Below are 24,264 nucleotides of genomic sequence, written 5' to 3' on the forward strand. Positions count from 1 at the left end.
GTAGAAACTGGCCCGGTCCATCCCGCGCTGCCGGCAGGCTTCGGCGACATTGCCAAGCTCCCTGGCCAGTTCCAGCACGCTCATCCGCTGCTGCGCGACCTTGCTCGCGGCATCACGCGGCGGCCCCCTCTTCACTGTCGATGACTGTCCCATCGGCTGTTCCTCCTTCCCGAAAATAGCACGGAAAGAAGGTTAAGTGGACAGATAAGCGCGTTCCTCACCCCCGCCTGACACGCGCCCTGCTTCGGATTTCTCACGGCCACGCGCGTCGTAAGGGCTTGGAAATGTTCCGAAACGCTCGCAATGCGGGTTTCGGCAAAAAATTCACCGAAAAACCTCCGGGTGTCCGGGGAAAGCGACGCCGCTTCCCTCTCGAAGATTTCTTCGGGAGCTTTCCTGCATCATCAGCCATGTGCCAGACAAGGAAGTTATTGATCTAAAACAAGAAGTGCCGGAAAATTACCGCCGGCACCCCGAGTCTTCAACATTTATCTTAGGGCTGGCCGCCGAGGCCCCTTTCCTTCAGGGTTCGATCAGTCATCCCTCCTGCGATCGTCATGGCCTCTCGCTTGAGAGGCCATTTCCCATTGCGGGGGCGGAGTATGGCGCGTTTGCGCCTTGCTGGAAGAGGAACGGCACAGCCCCACCGAAAAGGTGACCTTGCGGTCACGCCCTGCCCCCTTTGGCGTTGAGACCCTATCGGCGCGTTACCTGAAGCAGATCTTCAAGCCCCATGCTCATGACGAATATCTCTTCGGAGTGATCGAAGGCGGCGTCCATGCCGGCTGGTGCCGCGGTGAGATGCACCAGGTGCCGCGCGGCTCGGTGGTCACGATGCGCCCGGGCGATATCCCTCACGGCGGCGCGGGAAGCGAGGCCGGATGGCGGCAGCGAATGCTCTACATTCCCGAGGCCGGAATGAGGACGCTTCTGGAAGACATCACCTGGCGGGCCCCGGCAGGCGCGCTGGGTTTCGATGCCGCCTTCCATGCCCGGCCTGATCTGGCGCAAAGATTTGCGGGCTGGCATGTTGCACGCCTCACGGCATCGGCTGGCGCGGCAGGTCGCGCTCGACGCGGTTCTTTCTGCGCTGTTGCGTGAACTGGCACCGCAGCACTCTGCCCCTGAGCGTCAGTGCCACGGGCGGATCGCGGATGCGGTCGACTACCTCGACAGCCATGTCGAGGAGGATGTCTCGCTGGACGAACTGTGCCGGGTGACCGGTTTGCGGCGCAGGCAGACGATCGAGGCCTTTCGACGCGTCACCGGCCTGCCGCCCCCTCCTGGCAACCTGCAGCGGAAAGTGCGGCTGGTGAAGCGCCTGCTGCGCGCGGGCCAGTCTCTGGCCGAGGCGGCGGCGCAGGCGGGGTTCGCGGATCAGAGCCACAAGGGGCGCCACTTCCGGGCGATTGTGGGCATCACCCCTGCCCCCTTCGCCAAGGGCTGACACCGCGTTTTCGGTCTATATCGCGACGTGCCCTTCGGCCTATTCCGCGCTGACCTCACAGGCAATACGGGGGGCAAGGTGGGGGTAGCGGAAAGTGTCATGGCACGGCGGAGCACGCTTTGGGCGGATCTGGCACTGCTCGGCGTGGCGCTGGTCTGGGGCGCGAGCTACCCGGTCGCCAAGCGCGCGCTGACGCAATTTCCGGTTCTCCTGCTGATTTTCTACCGCTTTGCATTGGCGGCGTTTTTGATGACCATCCTGGCCTGGCACGACCTGCGCGCGGCCCCGCCGAGGGACCTATGGGCGGGCGTGTTGCTCGGGGGCATCCTTGGTGCGATCTTCCTTCCCGAGACATGGGGCGTGTCGATGACCACGGTCACGAATACTACCCTCATCATCTCGCTCTGCACCATATTCACCCCCTTTCTCGACTATGGCCTGCAGCGCCACTTGCCTCCTGCCGGTGTCACGGCTGGCGCCATCATGGCGGTGAGCGGTATCATAGTCCTGTCCGGCGGCATGGGCGCGCTCGGGGCCGGAAATCTGCTGTTCTCTGCGCGGCTGGCCTGCGGCGGTCAGGGTGGTAACGTCCAAACGCCTGATGGAGGGCAACCGCCTGACCTCCGCGGCACTGACCGCTGTGCAATCCGCTACCGTCACGGGGCTGGCCAAGGCGCTGCTTCTGGGCCAGTCCGGGCCGGCAGGCTTCTTGTTTAGCGTGGATGTCGCGGGCTGGGATGCACTGGCCTTCCTGTCCCTCTTCTGCACGGTGGGCGCTTTCTTTGTTCAAAACGCGGCCCTCCGGCGCAGCAGCCCGACACGCGTCGGCTTCCTTATGGGAACCGAGCCTCTGTTCGGCTTTGCACTGGGCTGGGCGATCCTCTCGGAACCCACCACTCCGGCGTCCGTCCTTGGCGCAGGGCTGATCGTGTCAGGTAGCTTTATCGCCCTCTCGGCCGAGCGGCGGCCTTGATCCCCAAGGGGCTGCAGCCGAGCCCGCGTGGCTGGCAACCCTGCCCGAATTGCAGATTGGTCCCGTAAGGGCTTGATATCGCCTCGTCCAATTGGCTTCCGACAGGACTCTTCTCTCCAAGGCAGCGCGTTTCCGCTGCGCTTGCGCCTTTATCGCGTTTCCCTCATCACCCCTCACCTCATGGCACGAATGCGGTGAATTTGTTGGCAGCACGTCGGCCGTGTGGGCCTGAGGAATGCAAAAACAAGGCCTCCAGACCGGCGAATAATTGCAGAGGAAACCGCCATTATTCGTAACTTTCTGGCCGCCCTCCATGACTCCGCGATACGGAATCCGACGGCGGACAGATTGCGGGTGCGCGGAAACCCGACCGTGTTCCCCTAGCGATGCTGCACCGTCTCGCGCGATTCGGGAGCGTTCACGCCGATCCAGCGCCGCAACAAGCCGCCCGCGCCGACCTGCCCGCCATGGATGACCGAGAAAAGCGAGGGCACGAACAGCAGCGACAAGAGCGTCGAGAGCAGCAGACCGCCGATCACTGCGATGGCCATGGGCGCGCTGAACTCGGCCCCTTCGCCGGTTCCCAATGCCGAGGGCACCATCCCTGCGGTCATCGCAATCGTGGTCATCACGATCGGCCGGGCCCTTTTATGCACCGCGTCAAGGATCGCCTCGCGTTTGGGCGTGCCGCGATCCATCGAGGAGATCGCGAATTCGACCAGCATGATCGCGTTCTTGGTGACGATCCCCATCAGCATCAGGAAGCCGATCACCACTGCCATGCTGATCGAGTTACCGGTCAGGAAAAGCGCGAGGATCGCGCCGCCGATCGCCAGAGGCAGCGACATCAGGATCGAGATGGGCGTGACGAAACTATGGAAGAGCAGCACCAGAACGACATAGGTCAGCACCACGCCCGAGACCATCGCCACCGCGAATGCCTGAAACACCTCGCCCATGATCTCGGCATCACCGGCCGGCTGGATGGCGGTTCCGGGCGGCAATTCGACCTCTTCCTGAAGCGCCGCGACTTCGGCATTGACCGGACCCAGCAAGGCCCCATCCGCCAGATTGGCCGAAACCGTGGTGCGGTATCGCCGGTCATAGCGTCCGACCTCGGAGGCACCGGCGGCCAACGTCACATCGGCCACGGTTTCCAGCGGAACCAGCCCAGACGCGGCCGGGACGCGCAGGCTGCGCACGGTCATCAGATCGCTGCGCGCCGCCTCGTTCAGGCGCACCATGATCGGGATCTGCTCCTCGCCCGTGTTGAATTTGGCGAGATTGGATTCCGTGTCGCCAATCGTCGCGACGCGCAGGGTGGTCGCCAGAGCGCTGGCCGTCACCCCCAGTTCGGCCGCCACCCCGTCGCGCGGAAGGATCTGGATCTCGGGCCGCTGCAAGGCCGCCGAAGAGGTCACCCCTTCGAGGCTGGGCAAACTCTTCATCGCCGTCATCAGGCGCTCGGCCGCTTCGGCTGCCGCCTCTTCGGTATCGCCGAGCACCGCCACCTCGAAATCGTTGGTCCCGTTCTCGTTCAGGAAACTCAGTCGGATGTCGGGGATGTCGGCCAGCTTGCGCTTCAGCGCCTCCTCGATCTCGAAGCTCGAGCGATCACGCTCGGTCTTGGAGCCGTAATTGATCTGGATGCGCGCATCGGTCACCTGCCCGTCGCCGCCACTGACGAAGACGGATCGCACCTCGGGTTCGGTTGCAATGCGTTCGGAGATCTGGCGCGACACGGCCTCGGTCTCGGCAAGGGTGGATCCGGGCGGCAATTCGACCGAGATCTGGCTGCGCCCGACATCCTGGGCAGGCACGAATTCGGTCGGCAGCAATGTCGCCGAAAAGATCGAACCGGCAAAGACGCCAAGGCCCAGCAACAGCGTGAGGAACCGGTGGCGCAGGGTCCAGCGCAGAACGGTCATGAGACCTGCCAGAGCGAAGCCGTCGCGTTCATCGGCAACATGCGTCTTGCCCCGCATGAAATAGGCGGCGAGCATCGGCGTGATCAGTCGCGCCACGAGCAATGAAAACAGCACCGAGACCGCGACCGTCAATCCGAACTGCTTGAAATACTGGCCGGGTATTCCGCCCATGAAACTGACCGGCGCAAAGACCGCGACGATCGAGAAGCTGATCGCGATGACGGTCAGGCCGATCTCGCTCGCCGCCTCCATGCTGGCCTCATAGGCGGGGATGCCCATATTGATATGGCGCACGATATTTTCGATCTCGACGATGGCGTCATCGACGAGGATGCCGGTCACCAGCGTGATCGCAAGCAGACTGATGCCGTTGAGCGTGAAGCCCAGCATATACATCACGAAGAATGTCGGAATGATCGACAGCGGCAGCGCGACCGCGGCGATCATCGTCGCCCGCCAATTGCGCAGGAAGAGCAGCACCACGATCACGGCCAGCGCCGCGCCCTCGTAAAGCGTGTCCATCGTGGAATGATAGCTGGCCGAGGTATAGGTGGTCGCATCATCCACCAGATCGATGCGCACGCCCGGATTGCGTTCGAGGATTTCGGCAATGCGCTTTTTGGCACCGTCGCCCGCCCCCAGATCGGATTCGCCGCTGGCCCGGAAAACCCCAAAGGCCACGACGGGCTTGCCCCCCAGAAGCGCGAATTTGCGCTCTTCGCTGGGGCCGTCGGTCACCGTGCCAAGCTGGTCCAGCCGTACCGTGCGCCCCTGCCCGATCAGGATGGGCGTCGCGGCGAGCCGCGCGACATCCGCGGCCGAGCCCAGCGTGCGGATCGAATATTCCGTCCCCGCCAGATCGCCGCGCCCGCCGCCCATGTCGATGTTCTTGGCCCGCAACTGATCCGAGACCTCGGCAGCGGTCAGGCCGAATGCCTGCACGCGGCCCGGGTCAAGATCGACATTGATCTGGCGGTCCGCCCCGCCGATCCGGGTGATGCTGGCGACACCCGGAACCGTGGAAAGGTCGCGCGCGACCACGTCATCCACGAATTTCGAGATCTCTTCCATCGACTTTCGGGGATCGGTCACGGCATAGGTCAGGATCGCCATGCCGCTGACATCAATGCGCTGGATCAGTGGCTCGACGATCGATTCCGGCAGATCGGCGCGGACATTGGCGACCGCGTCCTTGACATCGTTCACCGCGCGGTCGGTATTCGTCTCAAGCTCGAACTCGACGGTGATGACCGCGGAACTGTCCGTGGCGGTCGAGCTCATATGTCGTACGCCGGTGATCGAGGAAATGGAATCCTCGATCGGCTGGATCACCTGACGTGTCAGCTCCGAAGGTGCTGCGCCGGGCTGCGAGACGGTCACGCTGACCAGCGGCAGGTCGATATTCGGCATCGCCGTCACGGCAAGCCGGCTGAAGCTGTAGAGACCGACCAGAAGCAGGACCGCGAAAAGCGCAAGCGGCGGGACCGGACGGCGAATGGACCAGGTGGCGAAATTCATGGCGCGGCTTTGTCGGGCATGGGGGCAGCGCGCACCTTGTCGCCATCCTGAAAGAACGCGCCGGCGCGCGCGATCACCCATTCGCCCGGCGCGAGCCCCTCGAGGATTTCGCGCCGACCCTGCCACAACAGCCCGGCCTGGACGGGGCGGGTCTCGACGATGCCGTCCTGGATGACCTGCAAGCGTGCTCCGTCCGCATCGGCCAGAACGGCCGTGGCGGGCACGGTGACAGCCTCGCGCCGGTCGGTGATGATCCAGCCATTGGCAAAGATCCCGATGCGCAGGCGCGGATCGGGTGCCAGCGCGATGCGCGCGACCCCGAGCCGCGTGACAGGATCGACCGCGGGCGGAACCAGCCGAACCTGACCGGCCACGGCTCCGATGCCCGCCAGTTCCAGTTCCACGCGGTCGCCATTGTCGATCTGCGCGAGGCCGGATTCGGTTACATCGCCGGCCATCTCGATCTCGCCTCCGGCAATCAGCCGGAAAAGCGGCTCGCCGCCCGATCCGGACATGGCCCCGATCTCGGCATTGCGGGACACGACAAGTCCCGAGACCGGCGCGGTCACCTCGGCATGGCTCAGGTCCAGCTCGGCAATGCGGCGCGCCGCAAGGGCCTGCGCAAGCTGCGCCTTGGCCACGGCCAGCCCTTGCGCGGCCGAATTCGCGCTGGCTCGGGCCGCGGCCTCATTGGCGATCGCATCATCCAGCACCGCTTGGGCGGCGCTGCCGCTGCGGCGCAGGCTGCGGGTCCGTTCGAGCACCGAAACCGATTGGGTCAACATGGCCTCGGCGCTGACGATCTCGGTCTCGGCCTGGCTGACCGCGGCCTCGGCGCGGCTATATTCGGCCTCGGCCTGAGCCAGCCGCGCGCCAAGCGTCGCATCATCGAGGCGCAGCAGCACATCTCCGGCCGCGACCGTATCTCCGGCCTCGGCAAGGATCTCGCGGATCTGGTAGCCCGAGATATTGGCATGGATCTGGACCGGATCGCGCGCCACGAGCGAGCCGGTGACCGGAACGCGCGCTTCGATTTCGGTCACCTCTGCCTGAGCCGTGGTGACGATAGCTGTATCGGGCATGACCGCCGCGGCATCGGCCTCATTGGCATCGGCACCGAGGGTTGCGGGACCAGCGCCGATCATCAGCAGCGCTGCCACGGCCGTCACGAGCCGCCCGGTTGCTGTCATTCCGTATTCCTCCAGCTTCCCAGCTTACTTAGGAGTCGAACGCCCCGCCCACAATGGCGGGTCCATGTTCAGATGGCCACCGTGACGCCGGGTAGCCGCAATTCGCCGATCAGGTCACGCAATTCCTGGCGGGCGGCGATATTGGACATGCTGAGTTGTTCGGTCCCGATATCCTTCAGATCCAAGAGCGTCAGCCCACGCGGAAAGAGTTCGCGAAAGATCACCCTCTCGGAAAAGCCCGGCGCGACGCGAAAGCCGATGCGTTTCGACAGCGTCTCGAGCGCGCCGCCGACCTTGCGCTTGTTATGCATCTGCTGCGTGCCGAGGCGGTTTCGCAGCACCAGCCAATCAATCGGCCCTGCCCCGGCCTGCCCGCGCAACTGGCGGGCATGCCAGACCATCTCGGCATAGATCGAGGGGCCAAGGATCTTGCCGTCGGGCGAAAGCCGCGCCAGCAGGTCGAAATCAATGAAACTGTCATTCATCGGGGTGATCAGCGTATCGGCAAGGGTATGTGCCATCTGGCTGAGCCGCGTATGCGAACCGGGACAGTCCAGCAGGATGAAGTCGCAATCCGGCTCCAAGGTTTCGACCGCGCGCGAAAGCGGATCGATGCCGTCGCTTTCGGGTTCGAGATGACCCAGCAGCGGCATCGGCAGATCCAGCCCCTCGCGGCTCAGGAAATAGGCGCGATTTTCCAGATAGCGCCCGAAACTGCGCTGGCGCACATCCAGATCCAGCGCCCCCACGCGATGCCCCATCCGCGCCAGCGCCGTCGCCACATGCATCGAGGTGGTGGACTTGCCCGAGCCACCCTTTTCGTTTCCGACGACGATGATATGCGCCATGGGCTCCTCTTTGAAACGCGATCCTGCCGGACCATACGAAGCGACCGTGCCCTTGGAAAGCGCCACCAGAGCGGGAATTCACGGATGCGTCATTCGGGAAACAGCTTGCTCCTTCACAGCCGGTTTTGGCCAAACCCATAAAAAGAGAGAAAATTTTAACACGACCGATACAGTAGATATTTTCTTGAAAAAGACGACGAATCGTGTCGTAATAACCCTGTCCCCAAGGACTGTCGGACCTCGGCAGGAAAGGAGCCAGAGATGACGATGATGAACCATCTGTCGGCTTTCGCCGATCGCGCCATTCGCGGAGCCATCCCCGCGCGTCCGCGCTATGCGGTCTCGCTGATCGACCGCAGCACCGGGCGGCCCCATGCGATCGCCGACATCCCGCTTGTCCTGATGACGCGCGAGCCGGTCGAGACATCGGACGAGTTGATGCGCAACCGCGATCCGTCCCGCTGGAGGATCTTTGTCGAACGCATGGACAGCAAGGGAGGCCTGTCGTGATCCGCCTTCACCACCTTCTCCAATCCCCGGAACCGCAGCCCAGCTATGCGACCATCGCACTTTCCGCCTATCAAAGTGTGCAGGGGCCAGTGCTGCGCCGGTTTCACGACGGGCGCGTGATGATTGATACCGGTCGGGGCCGCCTGACCGGCAGGCCTCTGGGCGTGGAACGTGCATCGCTCCCGGTCTGGTCACCGCTTTTCGCGGGCATGATCTGACCACCCCGGACCTGAATGCCGGGCATACCCGGTTCGAAGTCGCCCACCCTTCGCAACCGGTCCCGGAACGAGAAACGCCGCCCCGAGGGGCGGCGTTTCGATATCACGACTTGCGTCAGGCTCAGAAGCCGAGGCCAGCGTATTTGTTCTTGAACTTCGACACGCGGCCGCCGGTATCCATCAGCTTGGCCGAGCCACCGGTCCAGGCCGGGTGCGAGGTCGGGTCGATATCCAGCGACATGGTGTCGCCTTCTTTGCCCCAGGTCGAACGCACGGCATAGGTGGTGCCGTCGGTCATTTTGACCGAGATGACGTGGTAGTCGGGGTGAATTTCTGCTTTCATGGCGCGTTTCCTCAGGCCTTGGCGTCAGCTTTGGGCTTGTAGTTGGTGACTTCAGCGATACGAGCCGACTTACCGCGACGATCGCGCAGGTAGTACAGCTTGGCGCGACGAACGCGGCCACGACGCACGACGGTGATCGAGTCGATGTTGGTCGAATAGAGCGGGAAAACGCGCTCGACGCCTTCGCCGAACGAGATCTTGCGCACGGTGAAGGAAGCGCCAATGCCGCCGCCTTTGCGCGAGATCACAACGCCTTCATACATCTGGACGCGCGAACGCGTGCCTTCGGTGACTTTGTAGCCGACACGAACGGTGTCGCCGGACTTGAAATCCGGGATTTCTTTGCCGAGCGCAGCAATCTGCTCGGCTTCGAGTTGGGCGATCAGGTTCATCGCTTTTTATCCTCTGGTTGCTCACGGTATGCCCGCGATTGGTCTGATGCGCCCGAGAGCTGTCGGTCCTTTGCCGGGTCCATATGAGCTTGCTCATATGCCCGCCACAGGTCGGGGCGGCGTTCCTTAGTTAGCCTTACGGCCATGTCCCTTCTCCAATTGGCAATAGCCGCGTGATTGCCGGACAGCAGAACGTCCGGGATCTCGCGGCCTTCCCATTGGGCGGGCTTCGTGTATTGGGGGTGTTCAAGCAGACCGTCGGAAAAGGATTCCTCGGCCAGAGAGTCCTGATTCCCCAGCACGCGCGGTATAAGGCGAACCGTCGCGTCGATCAAGACCTGCGCGGCAAGTTCGCCGCCGGTCAGGACATAATCGCCAATACTGATTTCTTCGACATTATGGGCGTCCAAAACGCGCTGATCGACGCCCTCGAAGCGACCGCAGATCAGGGTCATGCCGGGACCGCTCGCAAGCTCGCGGGCGCGCTCCTGCGTAAAGGGCTTGCCGCGTGGCGAAAGATAGATCACCGGAAGGTCCGGCCCCGCATCGCGCAAAGCCGCATCCATCACATCGGCGCGGATCACCATGCCCGCCCCGCCGCCTGCGGGCGTGTCATCGACATTCCGGTGCTTGCCGATGCCGAAGGGGCGCAGATCGGTGGTGCGCAGGTTCCACAAGCCCTCGGCCAGCGCGCGGCCGGTCAGCGACAGGCCCAGAATGCCGGGAAAGGCTTCGGGGAACAGCGTCACGATCTGCGCGGTCCATGCGCCTTTCACCTGTGGCTCGGCCATCAGGTCGCGGGGTTGCAGGCTCGCTTTGATCGACAGCCGACCGTGCGATTTCGAGCCAGCGGCTTTGGATTCGTCACTCATGCGTTGCGGCGTTTCATAAGGTTCGCGGCAGAGGCGATCAACGCCCCGGCAATCGCCACGCCAACCGGAGCGGCGGGGGCAATCGTCACCGGCGCGGTCAACCCGCCCAGATACCACATGCCCAGCACGAGCAAGCCGCAGATCAGGATGCCCTGCGCGATAAGGCGCAGATCGAACGAGAAATTGCGCCCGACCAACAGCGAAGCTGCTCCGGCCAGCAGGATCGGCGCGAACAGATAGGCATCCGGCGTGTCGCTGCCGCTCATGCCATGCAGTAACGGTCCGGCCAGCATGAGCGCGAAACCGGCGATCAGAGGCACGAGGCGGTTCATTCCTCGGGTTCCTCGTCGGTTTCTTCGGGCGGGTCAGCGATGATGCGACCGGCCGCGATGTCCACCGTGGGAACGAAGGCGCGGGTAAAGGGCAGCAGCAAGGTCTGCTTGCGACCCGGCCCGAAAATCTCAAGGATATCGCCCGCGCCGTGGTCATAGACCGCGCGGACCTTGCCGATCAGCACGCCGCCCGCGTCATAGACGGAAAGGCCGATCAGATCGGTGTGATAGAATTCGTCGTCCGGCAGCGCCGGAAGCTTGTCGCGATCCGCCCAGAGGGTCACGCCTTTCAGCGCCTCGGCATCCTCGCGAGTCTCGACGCCCGAAAGCCGGGCGCCAAGCCCGCCCGTCACCGGCCGCGAGAGGCGGACGGTGAACGAGCGTTTGCCATCCTCGGACCAGAGCGGACCGTAATTGGCGATATCATTGGGTTCCGAGGTAAAGCTTTTCAGCCTTACCTCACCCCGGACACCAAAGGCGCCCGCGATAGCGCCGACACAGATCCGCTCGGCCATCGGGGATTATTCCGAAGCTTCGGCAGCAGCGGCGGTGCGAGCGGCTTTTTTCTCGGCGCGCTCTTTGGCAGCTTTGCCCGGCTCACCTTTTTTCAGGTTTTTGCGCTCGGTTTTCGGGGTCACGCCAGCGGCTTCGAGGAAGCGTGCAACGCGGTCGGTCGGCTGTGCGCCTTGACCCAGCCAGTACTGAACGCGCTCGACGTTCATCTTGATGCGGTCTTCCGAATCTTTTGCCAGCAGCGGGTTGTAGGTGCCCAGCTTCTCGAGGAAGCGGCCATCGCGCGGCATACGCGAGTCGGTCGCGACGATTGCGTAATGCGGGCGTTTTTTCGAACCACCACGGGCCAGACGGATTTTCATAGCCATTGCGATTTCTCCTTTGAATGGCGGGTTTAGCGGGGAGGACCCGCCTTACTTCTGGAAGTTTTCGTGATGCCGGATGACTTCCGAAATCACGAAGTTCAGGAATTTGCGCGCGAATTCCGGGTCGAGATCGGCCTCGCGCGCGAGGCGTTCCAACCGCTCGATCTGGCTCGCCTCGCGGGCGGGATCGGACGGAGGAAGGTCGTGTTCGGCCTTGAGGCGGCCGACGGATTGGGTGTGCTTGAAACGCTCGGCCAGCGTATAGACCAAGATCGCATCCAGCCGGTCGATGCTGGCACGGTGCTCTTTCAACAGGTCTGCTGCGCGGGCGGTGGCTTCGGTCATGCAGGTCTCCGGGCTGGCTGGGCTGAGAAATTCGTCCATCACGCCGTCCCCATCGGATGGCGATAGATGATACAGGTCGCGCCGCGAATCTCGGTCTCACCTTCCGGCGTCGCGCCCAGACGTTCGGCAAGGTGCCTCGAGCGGGTGTTCTGCGGAGCCACGAGCGAAATGACCGGGCCAAGGCCCATGACGCCATGCGCATGGGCGCGCGCCGCAAGCGCCGCCTCAAAGGCAATACCGCGGCCCTCGAAACCTTCGTAAAGATGCCAGCCCAGTTCCGGCTCGGGCCAGTCGATATGATGACCGATCCCGGTGCGCCCGGCGACATGACCGGTGGCCTTGTCCTCGATCATCCACCAGCCATAGCCGCGAATGACCCAATGGCCGATCATGGAACTGAGCGAGGTCCAGCTTTTCCATTCCGGCATAGGCCCGCCGACATGGCGCGAGCGCTCGGACAGGCCGAAGGCGGTGATCGCGTCCAGATCCGAGAACCTCGGCGCGCGCAGGATCAGGCGATCGGTCTCGATCACCGGAACATCCACGCTGAGGGTCTCGAACCTATGCGACATCACTTCTTACCGAACAGCCCCGACAGCCCGCCGGGCAGGTTCAGACCGCCAAGCTGACCGCCGAGACCCTTGGGGTCCTGCAGCATCTTGGTCGCCTCGGCCATCTGCGCCGGATCGACATTGGCCATGTCGGGCAGACCGCCGCCCTTGCCGGACATCGCGCGCATGGCTTGCTTGAGCATCCCGCCCTTGCCCATCTTGCCGAGCTTTTTCATCGTGTCGGCCATCTGCTTCTGCATCTTCAGCAGACGGTTCAGCTCGGCCACATCCATGCCCGCGCCCGCCGCGATCCGCTTCTTGCGGCTCGCTTGCAGCAGGTCCGGGTTGGCACGCTCTTTCTTGGTCATCGAGTTGATCAGCGCGACCTGACGACGGATCGCCTTGTCGTCGAAACCGGCGGCCTCGGCCTGCTTGGCCATTTTGCCCATGCCCGGCATCATGCCCATGATCGACTGCATGCCGCCCATCTTCTGCATCTGCTCAAGCTGGTTCTTCAGGTCGTTCATATTGAACAGACCCTTCTGGAAGCGCTTCATCATGCGCTCGGCCTGTTCGACCTCCAGCACTTCCTGCGCTTTTTCCACGAGGGCGACGATATCGCCCATGCCGAGGATGCGGCCCGCGATGCGATGCGCGTCGAAAACCTCGATCGCGTCCATCTTCTCGCCCAGACCGACGAAACGGATCGGCTTGCCGGTCACCGAGCGCATCGACAGCGCCGCGCCGCCACGGCCATCGCCGTCCATCCGGGTCAGAACGACGCCCGAGACACCGACCTTGGCGTCGAACTCGGTCGCGACATTGACCGCGTCCTGACCGGTCAGACCATCGACGACAAGCAGCGTCTCGCGCGGATTGGCGATGTCGCGAACAGCCTGCACCTCGTCCATCAGGACCTGGTCGATATGCAGACGGCCCGCGGTATCGAGCATGAAGACGTCATAGCCGCCCAGCGTCGCCTGTTGCTTGGCGCGTTTGGCGATCTGCACGGCAGTCTCGCCCGGCACGATCGGCAGGGTATCGACGCCGATCTGCTGGCCAAGGATCGCCAGCTGCTCCATTGCCGCCGGGCGGTTGGTGTCCAGCGAGGCCATCAGCACACGCTTCTTCTCGCGGTCCTTGAGGCGCTTCGCCAGTTTCGCGGTGGTGGTGGTCTTGCCCGAGCCCTGCAGGCCGACCATCAGGATCGGCGCGGGCGGGTTGTCGATCCGCAGCGCGTCGGGCTCGCCCTCGCCCTGCAGGACCTTGATCAGCTCGTCATGGACGATCTTCACGACCTGCTGGCCGGGGGTGATCGACTTGGTGACGGCGGCGCCCGTGGCCTTGGCCGTGACCGCTTTCACGAAGCTGCGCGCCACCGGCAGCGAAACGTCGGCTTCCAGAAGCGCGACGCGGACTTCGCGCATCGCGGCGGTGACGTCATCCTCGCTGAGCGCACCCTGCTTGGTCAGCCGGTCGAATACGCCGCCAAGGCGGTCGGACAGATTTTCAAACATCGGCGGCCCTCCGTAGATCGGTTTCCGTGCATCCCGCGTGGCGGGACGTGATAAGCAGTAACGCCCCCGTGGGCGCAACGCGCTGACGGGGGGCGATCCCCGCTTGGCGGGGACCGGAAGGGCAGTCCTTCCGGGAGTCGGGGGTGCTGATACGAAAAAACGGCCCCCGAGTCAACGAAGGCCGTCCTTTTCGTGAAAAGCGTGATCAGGCAGCGATCTTGTCCAGAGCTTCCTGAGCGCGGGCCAGACCCGCATCGCGGTCGAAGGCCAGGCGGTCGGCGGCGACGAAATCGACATCGGTGATGCCGATGAAGCCGAGGATGTGGCGCAGGTAGCCCGAGGCGAAATCGACCTCCGAGCCGATCGGCGTGCCGGCCGAGGTATAGGCGACAATGGCGCGCTTGCCCTTCAGCAGACCCTCGGGGCCTTCGGCGGTATAGCGGAAGCTGATCCCGGCGCGGGCGATCTGATCGAGCCAGTTTTTCAGCTGCGCGGTGATGGTGAAGTTGTAGATCGGCAGGCCGATGACCAGAACGTCGGCATCCTGCACTTCTTTCAGATAGGCGTCCGAGGTCGCGATCAACGCTTTTTGCGCATCAGACGGGTTCTCGGGGGCAAGGCGCACGGCTTGGAACCAGTCATTGTCGATGGCCGGAACGCCGGTCGCGAGGTCGCGATAGGTCACTGCCGCTGCCGGGTTCTCGGCTTGCAGCTTGGCGACGATATCAGCGGTGAGTTGACGCGAGACCGAGGCATCGCCGGTGATCGCGCTGTCGATGTGAAGGATGTTCATCTGAGGGGTCTCCCGTGTCCAAGTTGTGAACAGGAATTAGGGATTTGCAGAAATGAACAAAATGGCGATACTCGCGCATTGACTGTGCATGGGCGCACAATGGATCAGGATAGCTGGGACGATATCAGGACCGCCTTGGCCGTCGCACGCAGCGGCACGGTCAGCGGCGCGGCGCATCTCTTGGATGTGCATCACGCCACCGTCATCCGCCGCATCGACGCGCTCGAGGCAAGGCTCGGGGCGCGGCTCTTCCAGCGCCATGCCCGCGGCTACACGCTGACCGAGGCCGGGCGGATGCTGCTCGATGCCGGGTCCGCCGCCGAGGCGCGTTTCGCGCAGATGGCGGCGCGGATCTCAGGCACAGGCGAGCGGATCGAGGGCGAGATCACCGTGACCTCGGTCCTCGGCGTGGCCGAGCTCGCGATGCCGCGGCTTGTGCTGCTGATGCGCCAGCATCCCGGCCTGCAGCTGAACTATCTGACCGATCCGCGCCTGTTCCGGCTCGATGCGGGCGAGGCCCATGTCGCGATCCGGGCGGGCAGCAAGCCTTCCGAGCCGGACTATGTCGTCAGCCCGTGGTGCCGGATCGCGATAGGGCTCTATGCCTCGGCGAGCTATCTCGAGCGCCACGGCCCGGTCACCGATCTCGCCGCCCATCGCTTCATCCTGCCCGGTTCCGAGGCGCGCCCCGCCCCGCATATGCGCTGGATGGCCGAGCGTCTGCCGCAGGCGCGGGTCGCCATGATCAGCAATGACGGCCCAGCGCGGCTCGCGGCGATGCGGGCGGGACTCGGCCTCGGCTGGCTGCTGCCCGGCGAGGCCCCCGATCTGACCGAGGTCATGCTGCGGCCGGAATGGGATTCGCAGCTCTGGCTCGTGAGCCATGTCGACCTGCACCGCTCGCCCAAGGTGCAGGCGGTGCTGAAGGCGCTGCGCAATGAAAGCTGATCCCGCTCAGGCCGCCGCCTCGCGCGGCTGGGCGAGGGCGACGATATCCATCATGATCCGGTTCAGCTCGAAATCCTTGGGCGTATAGACCCGCGCCACGCCCATCTGGCGCAACTGGTCCGCGTCCTCGTCGGGGATGATGCCGCCCATGATGACGGGGATATGGCCAAGCCCAGCGCGGCGCATCCGCTCCATCAAATCTTCCATCAAGGGCATATGGCTGCCGGACAGGATCGAGACACCGACGACATGCGCGCCCTCGGCTACGGCCCGCGCGACGATCTCTTCTGGGGTCAGGCGGATGCCGTCATAGGTGATGTCCATGCCGCAATCCCGCGCCCGGCAGGCGACCTGCTCGGCCCCGTTGGAATGCCCATCCAAGCCCGGCTTGCCGACAAGAAACTTGAGCCGCCGCCCCAGCCGATGACTGACAGCATCGACCGCATCGCGGATTGCCTCCAGCCCCTCAGTCCGGTTCGAGGGCAAAGCCGACACGCCCGTCGGCCCACGATATTCGCCATGAACCTGCCGAAGCACGGCGGCCCATTCGCCTGTCGTTGCCCCAGCCTTGGCCGCCAAGATGCTCGGCGGCATGATGTTGGCCCCGTTCTGCGCGGCTTCGCGCAGCGCGACGAGGGCGGCCTCGACGGCCGTCTCGTCGCGGGCCTCGCGCCAGGCCCGCAGCCTTGCCACCTGCTCGCCCTCGACCGCCGGATCGACGACCATGATGCCGCCGTCGCCCGCCGTCAAAGGCGAAGGCTCGCCCTGCTGCCAGCGGTTCACGCCAACGACGACCGTCTCATTCGCCTCGATCCGACCAAGCCGCGCGGCATTCGCCTCGACCAACCGCGATTTCATATAGTCGATCGCCGCAATCGCTCCGCCCATATCGTCCAGCGTCGCCAATTCGGCGCGGGCATCCGCCTTCAGCGCCTCGACCTTGGCCGCAATCGCCGGATTGCCATCGAACAGATCGCCATATTCCAGCAGGTCCGTCTCATAGGCCAATATCTGCTGCATCCTGAGCGACCATTGCTGATCCCAAGGCCGCGGCAAGCCCAGCGCCTCGTTCCAAGCCGGAAGTTGCACCGCCCGCGCGCGGGCATTTTTCGACAAAGTCACAGCCAGCATTTCCAGAAGGATGCGATAGACGTTGTTTTCCGGCTGCTGCTCGGTCAGACCAAGGCTGTTGACCTGCACGCCATAGCGGAAACGGCGGTAGCGTTCCTCCTCGATGCCGTAACGCTCAAGGCAGATCTCATCCCAAAGTTCGGCAAAGGCCCGCATCTTGCATAGCTCGGTGACGAAACGAATGCCCGCATTCACGAAGAAAGAAATCCGCCCGACCATCGCCGGGAACTCATCGGCCCCGACCTTGCCGCGCAGATCGTCCAGAACCGCGATTCCGGTCGCGAGCGCATAGGCCAGCTCCTGTTCGGGCGTCGCCCCTGCCTCTTGCAGATGATAGGAGCAGACATTCATCGGGTTCCATTTCGGCAGATGTCGCGCCGTATAGGCCGCGACATCGGTGATCATGCGCAGGCTGGGCTTCGGCGGGCAGATATAGGTCCCGCGCGACAGGTATTCCTTGATGATGTCGTTCTGCACTGTCCCTTGCAGCGCCGCGACATCCGCGCCCTGTTCCTCGGCCACCGCGATATACAGCGCCAATAGCCAAGGCGCGGTCGCGTTGATCGTCATCGAGGTATTCATCTGCTCCAGCGGGATCTGGTCGAACAAGGCCCGCATGTCGCCCAAATGGCAGATCGGTACGCCGACCTTGCCGACCTCGCCCCGCGCCAGAATATGATCGCTGTCATAGCCCGTCTGGGTCGGCAGATCGAAGGCGACCGAAAGCCCGGTCTGCCCCTTGGCAAGGTTCATCCGGTAAAGCGCATTGGACTTGGCCGCCGTGGAATGGCCCGCATAGGTGCGAAAAAGCCAAGGCTTGTCTTTGGTCGTAGAACGCTCAGCCATTACTCGACTCGCAAGATTATTACGGCAGGGATAGCGATACAGAAACAAAACAACCCCGTCAATTCGCCGCAATGCAGAACCGCCTTGCCGGGAGTAGAAGCCGGGTCCCCTGCCGAGATGTGGGCAGGAATGTCACATCCGCAGGCAAACAGACCCTGTGGTCCCGCTTGCGACACGCATCCTTTTTGCGCCTCGCGCAACCGATGTTAGCGTCAAAGCACGCGCCTCGGCCCAGATGAGGAGAGCCATGATTACGCGACGCACCGCAATTGCCTCGATGGCCGCCCTGCTGGCCGCCCCTTCACTGACCAAGGCCGCGATGCAGCAGGATTTCCTCGATATCGCTTATGCTGGGAATTCACCCCGCAACATCATGGACATCCACCGGCCCAAGGGTGCGGGCGCAGCGCCGGTGCTGCTCGATATACATGGCGGTGGCTTCCGGATGGGGGACAAGCGCGAATTGCCTCTGCCGCAGCAGGTGTTGGATCGCGGCATTGCCGTCGTGCGGATGAATTACCGCCTGTCGCAACAGGACCGCTGGCCCGCGCAGCAAGAGGATGTGTTGAGCGCCGTAGCCTATCTGCACAAGCATGGCGCGGAACTGGGCCTCAACCCTGCACGCATTGCATTGAAGGGCCGCTCGGCTGGGGCGTTTCTGGCGGTTTCTGCGGCGCTGAGCTTGGTGCAGGCCGGGGCTAGTCCCGCCGCCGTGGTGAATTTCTATGGCCCGATGGATTTCGGCAGCATGGATCGCGACATGGCGCGCAACAATCTGACCGTGACCCGCCCGCCCGCCGATTCCGCGCAAAGCGTCGAATCCCTGCTGGTCGGCTATGCCGTCGGCGAACGTAGGCAAGAGGCCACCGCCATGAGTCCGGTCGGGCGGCTGGAGAACATGGCGCGGGGCGTGCGCCTGCCGCCACTGATGATCCGTCATGGGATGCGGGACAATATCGTTTCGGGCCATCAGGCCGAGCATCTGCGCGATGCATGGCATCTGGTCGATCCCAACGCCCCGCTCGATGTGGAACTGCTAAGCGATGAAGGCCACGGCACGGCGGCCTTTGTCAGCCCAGGCGTGCTGAACGATCTTGCGGGCTTTCTGGAACGCCACCTTTCGCCCCGGGCCTCGGGCTGAAGCCCGAAAATCGTCGGGACATATTATTGCGCACATCGCCTGAATTTTTATTGCAATGTTGCGCGGTCAGTTTTACCCAATCTGAGAGGCCGCTGATTCTGCGCCGCGGCAAGACAGGAGAAGCTGATGGCACTCGACGCCCCGACCCCCATCGCGCCCTATGACGCGCCGGAGAAAGACCTCTACGAGATCGGAGAGATGCCGCCCCTCGGCTATGTCCCGAGGCAGATGTATGCTTGGGCAATCCGGCGGGAGCGGCATGGCGAGCCTGATAAGGCGATGCAGATCGAGGTCGTCGAGACGCCCCCCATCGACAGCAACGAAGTTCTGGTCCTCGTGATGGCGGCGGGCGTCAATTACAATGGGATATGGGCCGGGCTGGGGGTGCCGATCAGCCCCTTCGACGGGCATGGCGCGCCCTATCACATCGCGGGTTCGGATGCCTCTGGCATCGTCTGGGCGGTCGGCGACAAGGTCAAGACCTGGAAGGTCGGGGATCAGGTCGTCATCCATTGCAATCAAGACGATGGCAATGACGAGGAATGCAATGGCGGCGATCCCATGTTCAGCCCGACCCAGCGCATTTGGGGCTACGAGACGCCCGACGGCAGTTTCGCCCAGTTCACCCGTGTGCAGGCGCAGCAATTGATGAAGCGCCCCCAGCATCTGACATGGGAGGAATCCGCCTGTTACACGCTGACGCTGGCTACCGCTTATCGGATGCTGTTCGGCCACGAACCGCATGAGCTGAAGCCCGGCATGAATGTGCTGGTCTGGGGGGCTTCGGGCGGTCTAGGCTCTTATGCGATCCAATTGATCAACGCGGCGGGCGGCAATGCGATCGGGGTGATCTCGGAAGAGGACAAGCGCGATTTCGTCATGGGCCTCGGGGCCAAGGGCGTCATCAACCGCAAGGATTTCACCTGCTGGGGCCAGCTTCCCACGGTGAACACCCCGGAATATAAGGCGTGGTTCAACGAGGTCCGCCGCTTCGGCAAGGCAATCTGGGACATTACCGGCAAGGGCAACAATGTCGATATCGTCTTCGAGCATCCCGGCGAGGCGACCTTTCCGGTTTCGACCTTCGTCTGCAAAAAAGGCGGCATGGTGGTGATCTGCGCGGGCACCACGGGGTTCAACTGTACTTTCGACGTGCGTTACATGTGGATGCATCAAAAGCGCTTGCAAGGCAGCCATTTCGCGCATCTCAAACAAGCGAGCGCCGCGAACAAGCTGATGCTGGAGCGCCGCCTCGACCCCTGCATGTCCGAGGTCTTCCCTTGGGCCGAAATCCCCGAGGCACATCTGAAAATGTATCGCAACCAGCACAAGCCGGGAAATATGGCGGTTCTGGTTCAGGCCCCCCGCACCGGGCTGCGCACCTTCGAGGATGCGCTGGAGGCCATGCGCCGCTGAGGCGATCGGGTGGTGGAACCTGGGGCGTGCTACCTTGCGCGGCCCTACTGGGCCTCAGGTCTCGACCTGACCCTTGCCGCGCAGGCGGCAGCCCCATTTCTGGACGGTCTCGCGGGGATGGGTCTCGATCCATTGCGCGAGTTGCGTCTGGCCGTGCAGCATACAGGTCATCAACCCCACCTCATTGGCAAAGAGCAATGAGCGGTCCTGACATTGCGTTGGACTGGCGGTCAGACAGGTGACGAAAAGCAGTTCGATCATGGGCAAACCTCACATGGATGCCCTCCCCGTGACCCAATATGCCATAGAATCACCCTGCCCGAAGCCGGGGAATGCGCCGCGACGCGGTTGTGGACAAATTTGCCGATAGCGCCAACAGAAAGCCTGAATTTTGCCCAAAACCCCAGCAAACGCTGGCTGCGGCCAGCAAAATCCTCGCCACCGGCTCGCCCCTGCCACGCGTCTTATTCTGTGTGGAAATATTGCCGGGTTGCGCCTTCTGCCGCGACCCGGCTAAGCCGGAGGGAACTGCGCGACAATGGGCCATGCATGCTGATCTTTCTTCAACCGCGTCTCGTCCTGCTTTCCGTCCCAAAGACAGGCACGACCGCGCTGGAACAGGCGCTGGCACCCCGCGCCGAGATCGTCTTTCGCGCACGACCCGAGATCAAGCACCTGAACCAACGGCAATATCTCAAGCGGATCAAGCCGTTGCTCGCGCCATTGGGCGGCGCGCCATTCGAAAGCGTGGCGGTGCTGCGCGAGCCGCTCGACTGGCTGAGAAGCTGGTATCGCTTCCGCACGCGCGACGGGCTGATCGGGCATGAGAACAGCACCGCCCATCTCAGCTTCGATCAGTTCCTGCGCGACTATCTGGAGGATGGACGACGCCCCGCCCATGCAAGGCTGGGGCGGCAATCCGACTTCCTTCTGGACCATGAGGGCCGACCCGCCGTCGAGCATGTCTTTCGCTACGAGGCGATGGATGCGCTGCTGTCGTTTCTGGGTAAACGCATCGGGGTGGATATCAGCCTGAACCTCACCAATGTCTCGCCCGAGACCGCGACCGAGCTTTCTCCCGAGACCGAGGCCATGGCGCGCGAGGCCCTTGCCGGAGAATATGCGCTTTGGGATGCGGCACGCCAGACCGCCGAATGAGGCTCTAAACCGGGCCGTAAAGCGCCTTGGCGCGCTCTTCAAAGGCGCGCACGATGCGGACCATGGCCTCGTGGAAGACCACGCCGATGACCTTGCCGAGGATGGCGTTGCGGAATTCGAAATCGACGAAGAATTCGATCCGGCTGCCGCCCTCGGGCAGGTCGGCAAAGGTCCAGCCGCTTTTAAGGTATTTGAATGGCCCGTCGAGATATTCGGTGTCGATCCGCTTCTCGGCAGGCCAGAGCGTCACGCGACTGCCGAAACGCTCGCGGAAGACCTTGAAGCTGATGACCAGATCGGCCTCGACCACCTCGCTGCCACCCGCGCCGGGCTTGCGGGCGCGGATGCGGGCCGCGCTGTTCCAGGGCAGGAATTGCGGATAGCTTTCAATATCGGCAACCAGCCCATACATCTGGTCGGCAGAATAGGGCAGGATGCGGCTGTCGCTGTGATGAGGCAAGACTTTGTCCCGGCGCTTGTTCCGTGTCGCGCTGCACTTAGCAAAGGAAGGGGCGCATGAACAACCTCATCTGGCTGATCCGCGCCTCTCGCTGGGCAAGGAACCCGCCAAGCGCCAAGCGGGTGCGGCTGATTTTCGGCATTATCGCCATCTGCCTGGTGATCGTCGGCGTCGAATGGCTGGGCCTCTGGCCGGATTGGGCGCAGATGGACCGCCCGCGCGGTATCCATCTGCAAAGGCCCTGAGGCTTACAGCCCGACTTCCTTGAACGTATTGCACTCGGCCAATTGACCCGAGGTGAAGCCGCGCTTGAACCATGCCATCCGATCGGCAGCCGAGCCATGGGTGAAGCTTTCAGGCCGCACCGCGCGTCCGGCATCCTTCATCAGCGTGTCGTCACCGACGGCGGCAGCGGCATTGATGGCTTCCTCGATATCGCCATCCTCGATGGTGCCGAATTGCTCATGCGCCTGCCGGGCCCAGATGCCCGCGAAGCAATCCGCCTGCAATTCGGTCTGGACCGAGATGTAATTGGCGGTTTCCTGATCCGATTGCTGGCGAATGGCCATGGTCTTTCCCAAGACGCCGATCAGGTTCTGGACATGGTGGCCGACCTCATGCGCGATGACATAGGCATAGGCGAAATCACCGCCCGCGCCCATCTTGCCCTGCATGATCTTGAAGAAATCCGTGTCGAGATAAAGCTTCTGGTCATTCGGGCAATAGAACGGACCCATCGCCGCCGAGGCCCCGCCACAGGCCGATTGCACCGCGCCCGAGAACATCACCATCTGCGGATCGGCATATTCCATGCCCGCCTGCTCGGGCAGAACGCGGCCCCAGACCTCTTCGGTATCCGCAAGCACGACCGAGGCGAACTGCCCCAATTCCTGCTCTTCGGCAGTCAATTCGCGCGGTTCCGAGGATTGTTCGCCCTGGAACCCGCCCATGATCGGGGAAATATCGATACCGAAGAAGTACCCGACGGCAAGAACCATGAGGACGCCGACGATCCCGATTCCGCCCGCGCCTGCCGCGCCCATTCCGCGTCGGTCATCGACATTCCGGCTTCCGCGTCTGCCACGCCATTGCATCAGTTATTCCCTCCTGATCGAAAGCACGACACGATCAGGCTAACCGAAACGTGTCATTCCGCAATAGTTGTGAAGGGTTGACAGCATTGCCCCTGCCCTTCAGCAAACCAGTAACATAGGCAGGGGAAACGCATGTTCGACTGGGTGGTTTCGACAATCGATAGCTGGGGCTATTTCGGTGTGCTTTTGTTGATGCTGGCCGAGAATGTGTTTCCGCCCATCCCCTCTGAAATCATTATGCCTTTGGCAGGCTTTCTGGCCGGTCGCGGCGATTTGTCGCTGGGGCTGACGATTCTGATGGGAACCGTGGGTTCGGTGCTTGGCACGCTGATGTGGTATCTGATCGCAAAATGGATCGGCGAAACCCGGCTGAAGCAATTCGCCGCCCGTCACGGCCGCCTGATGACCATGTCTCCCGGCGATATCGAAACCGCGCAGGGCTGGTTCGACCGTCATGGCGCGGCGGCGGTTTTCTTTGGCCGGATGCTGCCGACGATCCGCACGCTGATCTCGGTTCCGGCGGGGATCTCGCGCCTGCCCTTCTGGAAATTCCTGATCTACACGATCGCAGGCAGCGCGATCTGGACCGGAGCACTGACCGTCGCGGGTCTGATCCTGCACGAGAATTACGCGCTGGTCGGCGATTATGTCGATCCGGTCTCGAAGCTGATCGTGGCAGCGGTGGTGGTGATCTATCTTTACCGCGTCGCGACGTGGAAACCGCATTGAACTCACGCTAACGGGATTTGCTCGCAGGCAATCAGGGACGTAATCGACTGCCATGACCCAAAATTTCCACAAACAGCTTGGTATGCTTGCAGGAGCAGGCTCGGCTGCGCTTCTGGCCGCTGCCCTGACCTTCCAGTTCTTTGGCTATGCGCCTTGCGAGTTGTGCATCCTGCAACGCTGGCCGCATCTCGCCGCCGCATTGATCGGCGTGGCTATGGCGGTCTTCGGCTGGCGGCGGTCGCTTGCCTTTCTCGGCTTGATCGCCGCCGCGACCGCGACAGGCTTTGCCATCTATCACGCGGGCGTCGAAATGAAGCTGTGGCTCGGTCCGCAACATTGCTCGGGCGGGGTTTCGGGGCTGGCGACCATGTCCACGGGCGATCTGATGGCCGCATTGGAGAAAGCCCCGGTGGTGCGCTGCGACGAAATCAGCTGGCAGCTTTTCGGTATTTCCATGGCGGGCTGGAATGCGATCTGCTCGGCGCTATTGACGGCGCTTTGGGCGGCCTGCCTGCGCGGGCGCAAAAGGGTCGCGGGCCTCGCTTGATCGGGCTCTGATCCGGGCTTTTCCCCAGCGAAAGATTGCACCCTCGGCTGGTATCGGATAGACCAATTCTCAACAAAATGTTGAGGCGATCCAGTGTCCGATACCCCAGATCACGACGATGACGACACCACCGAGAACG

The 24,264-nt window shown here is 63.2% G+C and carries 30 protein-coding genes and 1 pseudogene; 13 read left to right on the forward strand and 18 right to left on the reverse strand.

Going from position 1 to position 24,264, the window contains the following annotated elements:
* Positions 1-153, reverse strand: a pseudogene (locus tag ESZ60_RS21425) (IS481 family transposase); the annotation flags it as partial.
* 501 nt (positions 154-654) lie between these two features.
* Here ESZ60_RS21425 and ESZ60_RS21910 point away from each other — a divergent pair.
* From ESZ60_RS21910 to ESZ60_RS21160, 4 genes are all read left to right on the forward strand, one after another.
* On the forward strand, positions 655-1,101 hold the full coding sequence (locus ESZ60_RS21910; protein WP_425331333.1) for an AraC family ligand binding domain-containing protein: 447 nt from the start codon (positions 655-657) through the stop codon (positions 1,099-1,101).
* Positions 1,028-1,447: a helix-turn-helix domain-containing protein gene (locus tag ESZ60_RS21155; RefSeq protein ID WP_245155764.1), complete on the forward strand. Its 420-nt coding sequence runs from the start codon at positions 1,028-1,030 to the stop codon at positions 1,445-1,447. The genes ESZ60_RS21910 and ESZ60_RS21155 overlap by 74 nt, the downstream gene beginning before the upstream one ends.
* A 99-nt stretch (positions 1,448-1,546) precedes the next feature.
* The gene (locus tag ESZ60_RS17830) at positions 1,547-2,164 is read left to right on the forward strand and encodes a DMT family transporter (RefSeq protein ID WP_209021352.1); all 618 of its coding nucleotides are present in this window, start codon (positions 1,547-1,549) and stop codon (positions 2,162-2,164) included.
* Positions 2,049-2,420 carry a DMT family transporter gene (locus ESZ60_RS21160; RefSeq protein WP_209021353.1) on the forward strand — a complete coding sequence of 124 codons (372 nt, stop codon included), beginning with the start codon at positions 2,049-2,051 and terminating at the stop codon, positions 2,418-2,420. The genes ESZ60_RS17830 and ESZ60_RS21160 overlap by 116 nt, the downstream gene beginning before the upstream one ends.
* Positions 2,421-2,800: 380 nt before the next feature.
* Here ESZ60_RS21160 and ESZ60_RS17835 read toward each other — a convergent pair whose 3' ends face one another.
* The 3 genes from ESZ60_RS17835 to ESZ60_RS17845 all read right to left on the reverse strand — a co-directional run bounded on the left by ESZ60_RS17835 (position 2,801) and on the right by ESZ60_RS17845 (position 7,904).
* Complete coding sequence (locus ESZ60_RS17835) at positions 2,801-5,866, reverse strand: efflux RND transporter permease subunit (RefSeq protein WP_134682067.1); 3,066 nt, start codon at positions 5,864-5,866, stop codon at positions 2,801-2,803.
* Entirely contained in the window at positions 5,863-7,056 is a 1,194-nt protein-coding gene (locus ESZ60_RS17840) for an efflux RND transporter periplasmic adaptor subunit (RefSeq protein WP_134682068.1), read from the reverse strand. The genes ESZ60_RS17835 and ESZ60_RS17840 overlap by 4 nt, the downstream gene beginning before the upstream one ends.
* Positions 7,057-7,124: 68 nt before the next feature.
* Complete coding sequence (locus ESZ60_RS17845; protein WP_134682069.1) at positions 7,125-7,904, reverse strand: division plane positioning ATPase MipZ; 780 nt, start codon at positions 7,902-7,904, stop codon at positions 7,125-7,127.
* A gap of 261 nt (positions 7,905-8,165) precedes the next feature.
* Between ESZ60_RS17845 and ESZ60_RS17850 the strand changes: the two genes are divergently transcribed.
* Positions 8,166-8,414, forward strand: a complete 249-nt coding sequence (locus ESZ60_RS17850; protein ID WP_134682070.1) for a hypothetical protein — start codon at positions 8,166-8,168, stop codon at positions 8,412-8,414.
* Positions 8,411-8,632, forward strand: coding sequence for a hypothetical protein (locus tag ESZ60_RS17855; protein ID WP_245155765.1), 222 nt, complete (start codon positions 8,411-8,413; stop codon positions 8,630-8,632). The genes ESZ60_RS17850 and ESZ60_RS17855 overlap by 4 nt, the downstream gene beginning before the upstream one ends.
* Before the next feature lie 121 nt (positions 8,633-8,753).
* Here ESZ60_RS17855 and rpmE read toward each other — a convergent pair whose 3' ends face one another.
* The 10 genes from rpmE to ESZ60_RS17905 form a co-directional block, all read right to left on the reverse strand.
* Complete coding sequence (gene rpmE / locus ESZ60_RS17860; protein WP_134682071.1) at positions 8,754-8,975, reverse strand: 50S ribosomal protein L31; 222 nt, start codon at positions 8,973-8,975, stop codon at positions 8,754-8,756.
* Positions 8,976-8,986: 11 nt separating this feature from the next.
* Positions 8,987-9,367 (reverse strand): 50S ribosomal protein L19, encoded by a 381-nt coding sequence (rplS, locus tag ESZ60_RS17865; RefSeq protein ID WP_134682072.1) that lies wholly within the window; start codon positions 9,365-9,367, stop codon positions 8,987-8,989.
* Positions 9,364-10,239, reverse strand: coding sequence for a tRNA (guanosine(37)-N1)-methyltransferase TrmD (gene trmD, locus ESZ60_RS17870; RefSeq protein ID WP_134682073.1), 876 nt, complete (start codon positions 10,237-10,239; stop codon positions 9,364-9,366). Before trmD ends, rplS begins: the two co-directional genes overlap by 4 nt.
* The gene (locus ESZ60_RS17875) at positions 10,236-10,571 is read right to left on the reverse strand and encodes a hypothetical protein (RefSeq protein WP_134682074.1); all 336 of its coding nucleotides are present in this window, start codon (positions 10,569-10,571) and stop codon (positions 10,236-10,238) included. The genes trmD and ESZ60_RS17875 overlap by 4 nt, the downstream gene beginning before the upstream one ends.
* Positions 10,568-11,086, reverse strand: a complete 519-nt coding sequence (gene rimM, locus ESZ60_RS17880) for a ribosome maturation factor RimM (RefSeq protein WP_134682075.1) — start codon at positions 11,084-11,086, stop codon at positions 10,568-10,570. The genes ESZ60_RS17875 and rimM overlap by 4 nt, the downstream gene beginning before the upstream one ends.
* A 6-nt stretch (positions 11,087-11,092) precedes the next feature.
* A complete protein-coding gene (gene rpsP / locus ESZ60_RS17885; protein WP_134682076.1) occupies positions 11,093-11,452 on the reverse strand; it encodes a 30S ribosomal protein S16 in 360 nt (119 codons plus the stop codon).
* Between the two features lie 45 nt (positions 11,453-11,497).
* A complete protein-coding gene (locus ESZ60_RS17890; RefSeq protein WP_134682077.1) occupies positions 11,498-11,794 on the reverse strand; it encodes a chorismate mutase in 297 nt (98 codons plus the stop codon).
* Positions 11,795-11,832: 38 nt separating this feature from the next.
* Positions 11,833-12,366, reverse strand: a complete 534-nt coding sequence (locus ESZ60_RS17895) for a GNAT family N-acetyltransferase (protein WP_134682078.1) — start codon at positions 12,364-12,366, stop codon at positions 11,833-11,835.
* Complete coding sequence (gene ffh, locus ESZ60_RS17900; protein WP_134682079.1) at positions 12,366-13,862, reverse strand: signal recognition particle protein; 1,497 nt, start codon at positions 13,860-13,862, stop codon at positions 12,366-12,368. Before ffh ends, ESZ60_RS17895 begins: the two co-directional genes overlap by 1 nt.
* 205 nt (positions 13,863-14,067) lie before the next feature.
* On the reverse strand, positions 14,068-14,655 hold the full coding sequence (locus tag ESZ60_RS17905; RefSeq protein ID WP_134682080.1) for an FMN-dependent NADH-azoreductase: 588 nt from the start codon (positions 14,653-14,655) through the stop codon (positions 14,068-14,070).
* 99 nt (positions 14,656-14,754) lie between these two features.
* Here ESZ60_RS17905 and ESZ60_RS17910 point away from each other — a divergent pair, with 99 nt between their 5' ends.
* Positions 14,755-15,603: a LysR family transcriptional regulator gene (locus tag ESZ60_RS17910; RefSeq protein ID WP_134682081.1), complete on the forward strand. Its 849-nt coding sequence runs from the start codon at positions 14,755-14,757 to the stop codon at positions 15,601-15,603.
* Positions 15,604-15,609: 6 nt separating this feature from the next.
* Here the strand turns inward: ESZ60_RS17910 and ESZ60_RS17915 are convergent, their stop codons facing one another.
* Positions 15,610-17,580, reverse strand: coding sequence for a protein meaA (locus ESZ60_RS17915; RefSeq protein ID WP_134682082.1), 1,971 nt, complete (start codon positions 17,578-17,580; stop codon positions 15,610-15,612).
* A 247-nt stretch (positions 17,581-17,827) separates the two neighbouring features.
* On the opposite strand from ESZ60_RS17915, the gene ESZ60_RS17920 reads away from it, so the two are divergent.
* Both ESZ60_RS17920 and ccrA read left to right on the forward strand, forming a co-directional pair.
* Positions 17,828-18,721 carry an alpha/beta hydrolase gene (locus ESZ60_RS17920; RefSeq protein ID WP_167620218.1) on the forward strand — a complete coding sequence of 298 codons (894 nt, stop codon included), beginning with the start codon at positions 17,828-17,830 and terminating at the stop codon, positions 18,719-18,721.
* A gap of 126 nt (positions 18,722-18,847) precedes the next feature.
* A complete protein-coding gene (gene ccrA / locus ESZ60_RS17925) occupies positions 18,848-20,137 on the forward strand; it encodes a crotonyl-CoA carboxylase/reductase (protein WP_134682084.1) in 1,290 nt (429 codons plus the stop codon).
* Positions 20,138-20,191: 54 nt separating this feature from the next.
* On the opposite strand, the gene ESZ60_RS17930 is transcribed toward ccrA, so the two are convergent.
* Entirely contained in the window at positions 20,192-20,398 is a 207-nt protein-coding gene (locus ESZ60_RS17930) for a hypothetical protein (RefSeq protein WP_134682085.1), read from the reverse strand.
* A gap of 288 nt (positions 20,399-20,686) precedes the next feature.
* Here ESZ60_RS17930 and ESZ60_RS17935 point away from each other — a divergent pair, with 288 nt between their 5' ends.
* Positions 20,687-21,295 (forward strand): gamma-glutamyl kinase, encoded by a 609-nt coding sequence (locus tag ESZ60_RS17935; RefSeq protein WP_134682086.1) that lies wholly within the window; start codon positions 20,687-20,689, stop codon positions 21,293-21,295.
* A 4-nt stretch (positions 21,296-21,299) separates the two neighbouring features.
* On the opposite strand, the gene ESZ60_RS17940 is transcribed toward ESZ60_RS17935, so the two are convergent.
* Complete coding sequence (locus ESZ60_RS17940; protein WP_134682087.1) at positions 21,300-21,755, reverse strand: type II toxin-antitoxin system RatA family toxin; 456 nt, start codon at positions 21,753-21,755, stop codon at positions 21,300-21,302.
* A gap of 56 nt (positions 21,756-21,811) precedes the next feature.
* Between ESZ60_RS17940 and ESZ60_RS17945 the strand changes: the two genes are divergently transcribed.
* Positions 21,812-22,000, forward strand: coding sequence for a hypothetical protein (locus ESZ60_RS17945; protein WP_134682088.1), 189 nt, complete (start codon positions 21,812-21,814; stop codon positions 21,998-22,000).
* A 3-nt stretch (positions 22,001-22,003) separates the two neighbouring features.
* Here ESZ60_RS17945 and ypfJ read toward each other — a convergent pair whose 3' ends face one another.
* A complete protein-coding gene (gene ypfJ, locus ESZ60_RS17950; protein ID WP_134682089.1) occupies positions 22,004-22,849 on the reverse strand; it encodes a KPN_02809 family neutral zinc metallopeptidase in 846 nt (281 codons plus the stop codon).
* Between the two features lie 132 nt (positions 22,850-22,981).
* Here ypfJ and ESZ60_RS17955 point away from each other — a divergent pair, with 132 nt between their 5' ends.
* Together ESZ60_RS17955 and ESZ60_RS17960 are read left to right on the forward strand one after the other, a co-directional pair.
* Positions 22,982-23,578, forward strand: a complete 597-nt coding sequence (locus ESZ60_RS17955; RefSeq protein ID WP_134682090.1) for a DedA family protein — start codon at positions 22,982-22,984, stop codon at positions 23,576-23,578.
* Between the two features lie 52 nt (positions 23,579-23,630).
* On the forward strand, positions 23,631-24,125 hold the full coding sequence (locus tag ESZ60_RS17960; RefSeq protein ID WP_134682091.1) for a disulfide bond formation protein B: 495 nt from the start codon (positions 23,631-23,633) through the stop codon (positions 24,123-24,125).
* The last annotated feature ends 139 nt before the right edge of the window (positions 24,126-24,264 follow it).

Source organism: Paracoccus ravus (genome assembly GCF_004522175.1).
Classification (GTDB): domain Bacteria; phylum Pseudomonadota; class Alphaproteobacteria; order Rhodobacterales; family Rhodobacteraceae; genus Paracoccus; species Paracoccus ravus.

Coding starts and splice junctions, on each gene's coding strand:
- ESZ60_RS21155 (WP_245155764.1), top strand. CDS start 1,028: ATGTTGCACGCCTCACGGCATCGGCTGGCGCGGCAGGTCGCGCTCGAC.
- ESZ60_RS17830 (WP_209021352.1), top strand. CDS start 1,547: ATGGCACGGCGGAGCACGCTTTGGGCGGATCTGGCACTGCTCGGCGTG.
- ESZ60_RS21160 (WP_209021353.1), top strand. CDS start 2,049: ATGGAGGGCAACCGCCTGACCTCCGCGGCACTGACCGCTGTGCAATCC.
- ESZ60_RS17835 (WP_134682067.1), bottom strand. CDS start 5,866: ATGAATTTCGCCACCTGGTCCATTCGCCGTCCGGTCCCGCCGCTTGCG.
- ESZ60_RS17840 (WP_134682068.1), bottom strand. CDS start 7,056: ATGACAGCAACCGGGCGGCTCGTGACGGCCGTGGCAGCGCTGCTGATG.
- ESZ60_RS17845 (WP_134682069.1), bottom strand. CDS start 7,904: ATGGCGCATATCATCGTCGTCGGAAACGAAAAGGGTGGCTCGGGCAAG.
- ESZ60_RS17850 (WP_134682070.1), top strand. CDS start 8,166: ATGACGATGATGAACCATCTGTCGGCTTTCGCCGATCGCGCCATTCGC.
- rpmE (WP_134682071.1), bottom strand. CDS start 8,975: ATGAAAGCAGAAATTCACCCCGACTACCACGTCATCTCGGTCAAAATG.
- rplS (WP_134682072.1), bottom strand. CDS start 9,367: ATGAACCTGATCGCCCAACTCGAAGCCGAGCAGATTGCTGCGCTCGGC.
- trmD (WP_134682073.1), bottom strand. CDS start 10,239: ATGAGTGACGAATCCAAAGCCGCTGGCTCGAAATCGCACGGTCGGCTG.
- ESZ60_RS17875 (WP_134682074.1), bottom strand. CDS start 10,571: ATGAACCGCCTCGTGCCTCTGATCGCCGGTTTCGCGCTCATGCTGGCC.
- rimM (WP_134682075.1), bottom strand. CDS start 11,086: ATGGCCGAGCGGATCTGTGTCGGCGCTATCGCGGGCGCCTTTGGTGTC.
- rpsP (WP_134682076.1), bottom strand. CDS start 11,452: ATGGCTATGAAAATCCGTCTGGCCCGTGGTGGTTCGAAAAAACGCCCG.
- ESZ60_RS17890 (WP_134682077.1), bottom strand. CDS start 11,794: ATGACCGAAGCCACCGCCCGCGCAGCAGACCTGTTGAAAGAGCACCGT.
- ESZ60_RS17895 (WP_134682078.1), bottom strand. CDS start 12,366: ATGTCGCATAGGTTCGAGACCCTCAGCGTGGATGTTCCGGTGATCGAG.
- ffh (WP_134682079.1), bottom strand. CDS start 13,862: ATGTTTGAAAATCTGTCCGACCGCCTTGGCGGCGTATTCGACCGGCTG.
- ESZ60_RS17905 (WP_134682080.1), bottom strand. CDS start 14,655: ATGAACATCCTTCACATCGACAGCGCGATCACCGGCGATGCCTCGGTC.
- ESZ60_RS17910 (WP_134682081.1), top strand. CDS start 14,755: ATGGATCAGGATAGCTGGGACGATATCAGGACCGCCTTGGCCGTCGCA.
- ESZ60_RS17915 (WP_134682082.1), bottom strand. CDS start 17,580: ATGGCTGAGCGTTCTACGACCAAAGACAAGCCTTGGCTTTTTCGCACC.
- ESZ60_RS17920 (WP_167620218.1), top strand. CDS start 17,828: ATGATTACGCGACGCACCGCAATTGCCTCGATGGCCGCCCTGCTGGCC.
- ccrA (WP_134682084.1), top strand. CDS start 18,848: ATGGCACTCGACGCCCCGACCCCCATCGCGCCCTATGACGCGCCGGAG.
- ESZ60_RS17930 (WP_134682085.1), bottom strand. CDS start 20,398: ATGATCGAACTGCTTTTCGTCACCTGTCTGACCGCCAGTCCAACGCAA.
- ESZ60_RS17935 (WP_134682086.1), top strand. CDS start 20,687: ATGCTGATCTTTCTTCAACCGCGTCTCGTCCTGCTTTCCGTCCCAAAG.
- ESZ60_RS17945 (WP_134682088.1), top strand. CDS start 21,812: ATGAACAACCTCATCTGGCTGATCCGCGCCTCTCGCTGGGCAAGGAAC.
- ypfJ (WP_134682089.1), bottom strand. CDS start 22,849: ATGCAATGGCGTGGCAGACGCGGAAGCCGGAATGTCGATGACCGACGC.
- ESZ60_RS17955 (WP_134682090.1), top strand. CDS start 22,982: ATGTTCGACTGGGTGGTTTCGACAATCGATAGCTGGGGCTATTTCGGT.
- ESZ60_RS17960 (WP_134682091.1), top strand. CDS start 23,631: ATGACCCAAAATTTCCACAAACAGCTTGGTATGCTTGCAGGAGCAGGC.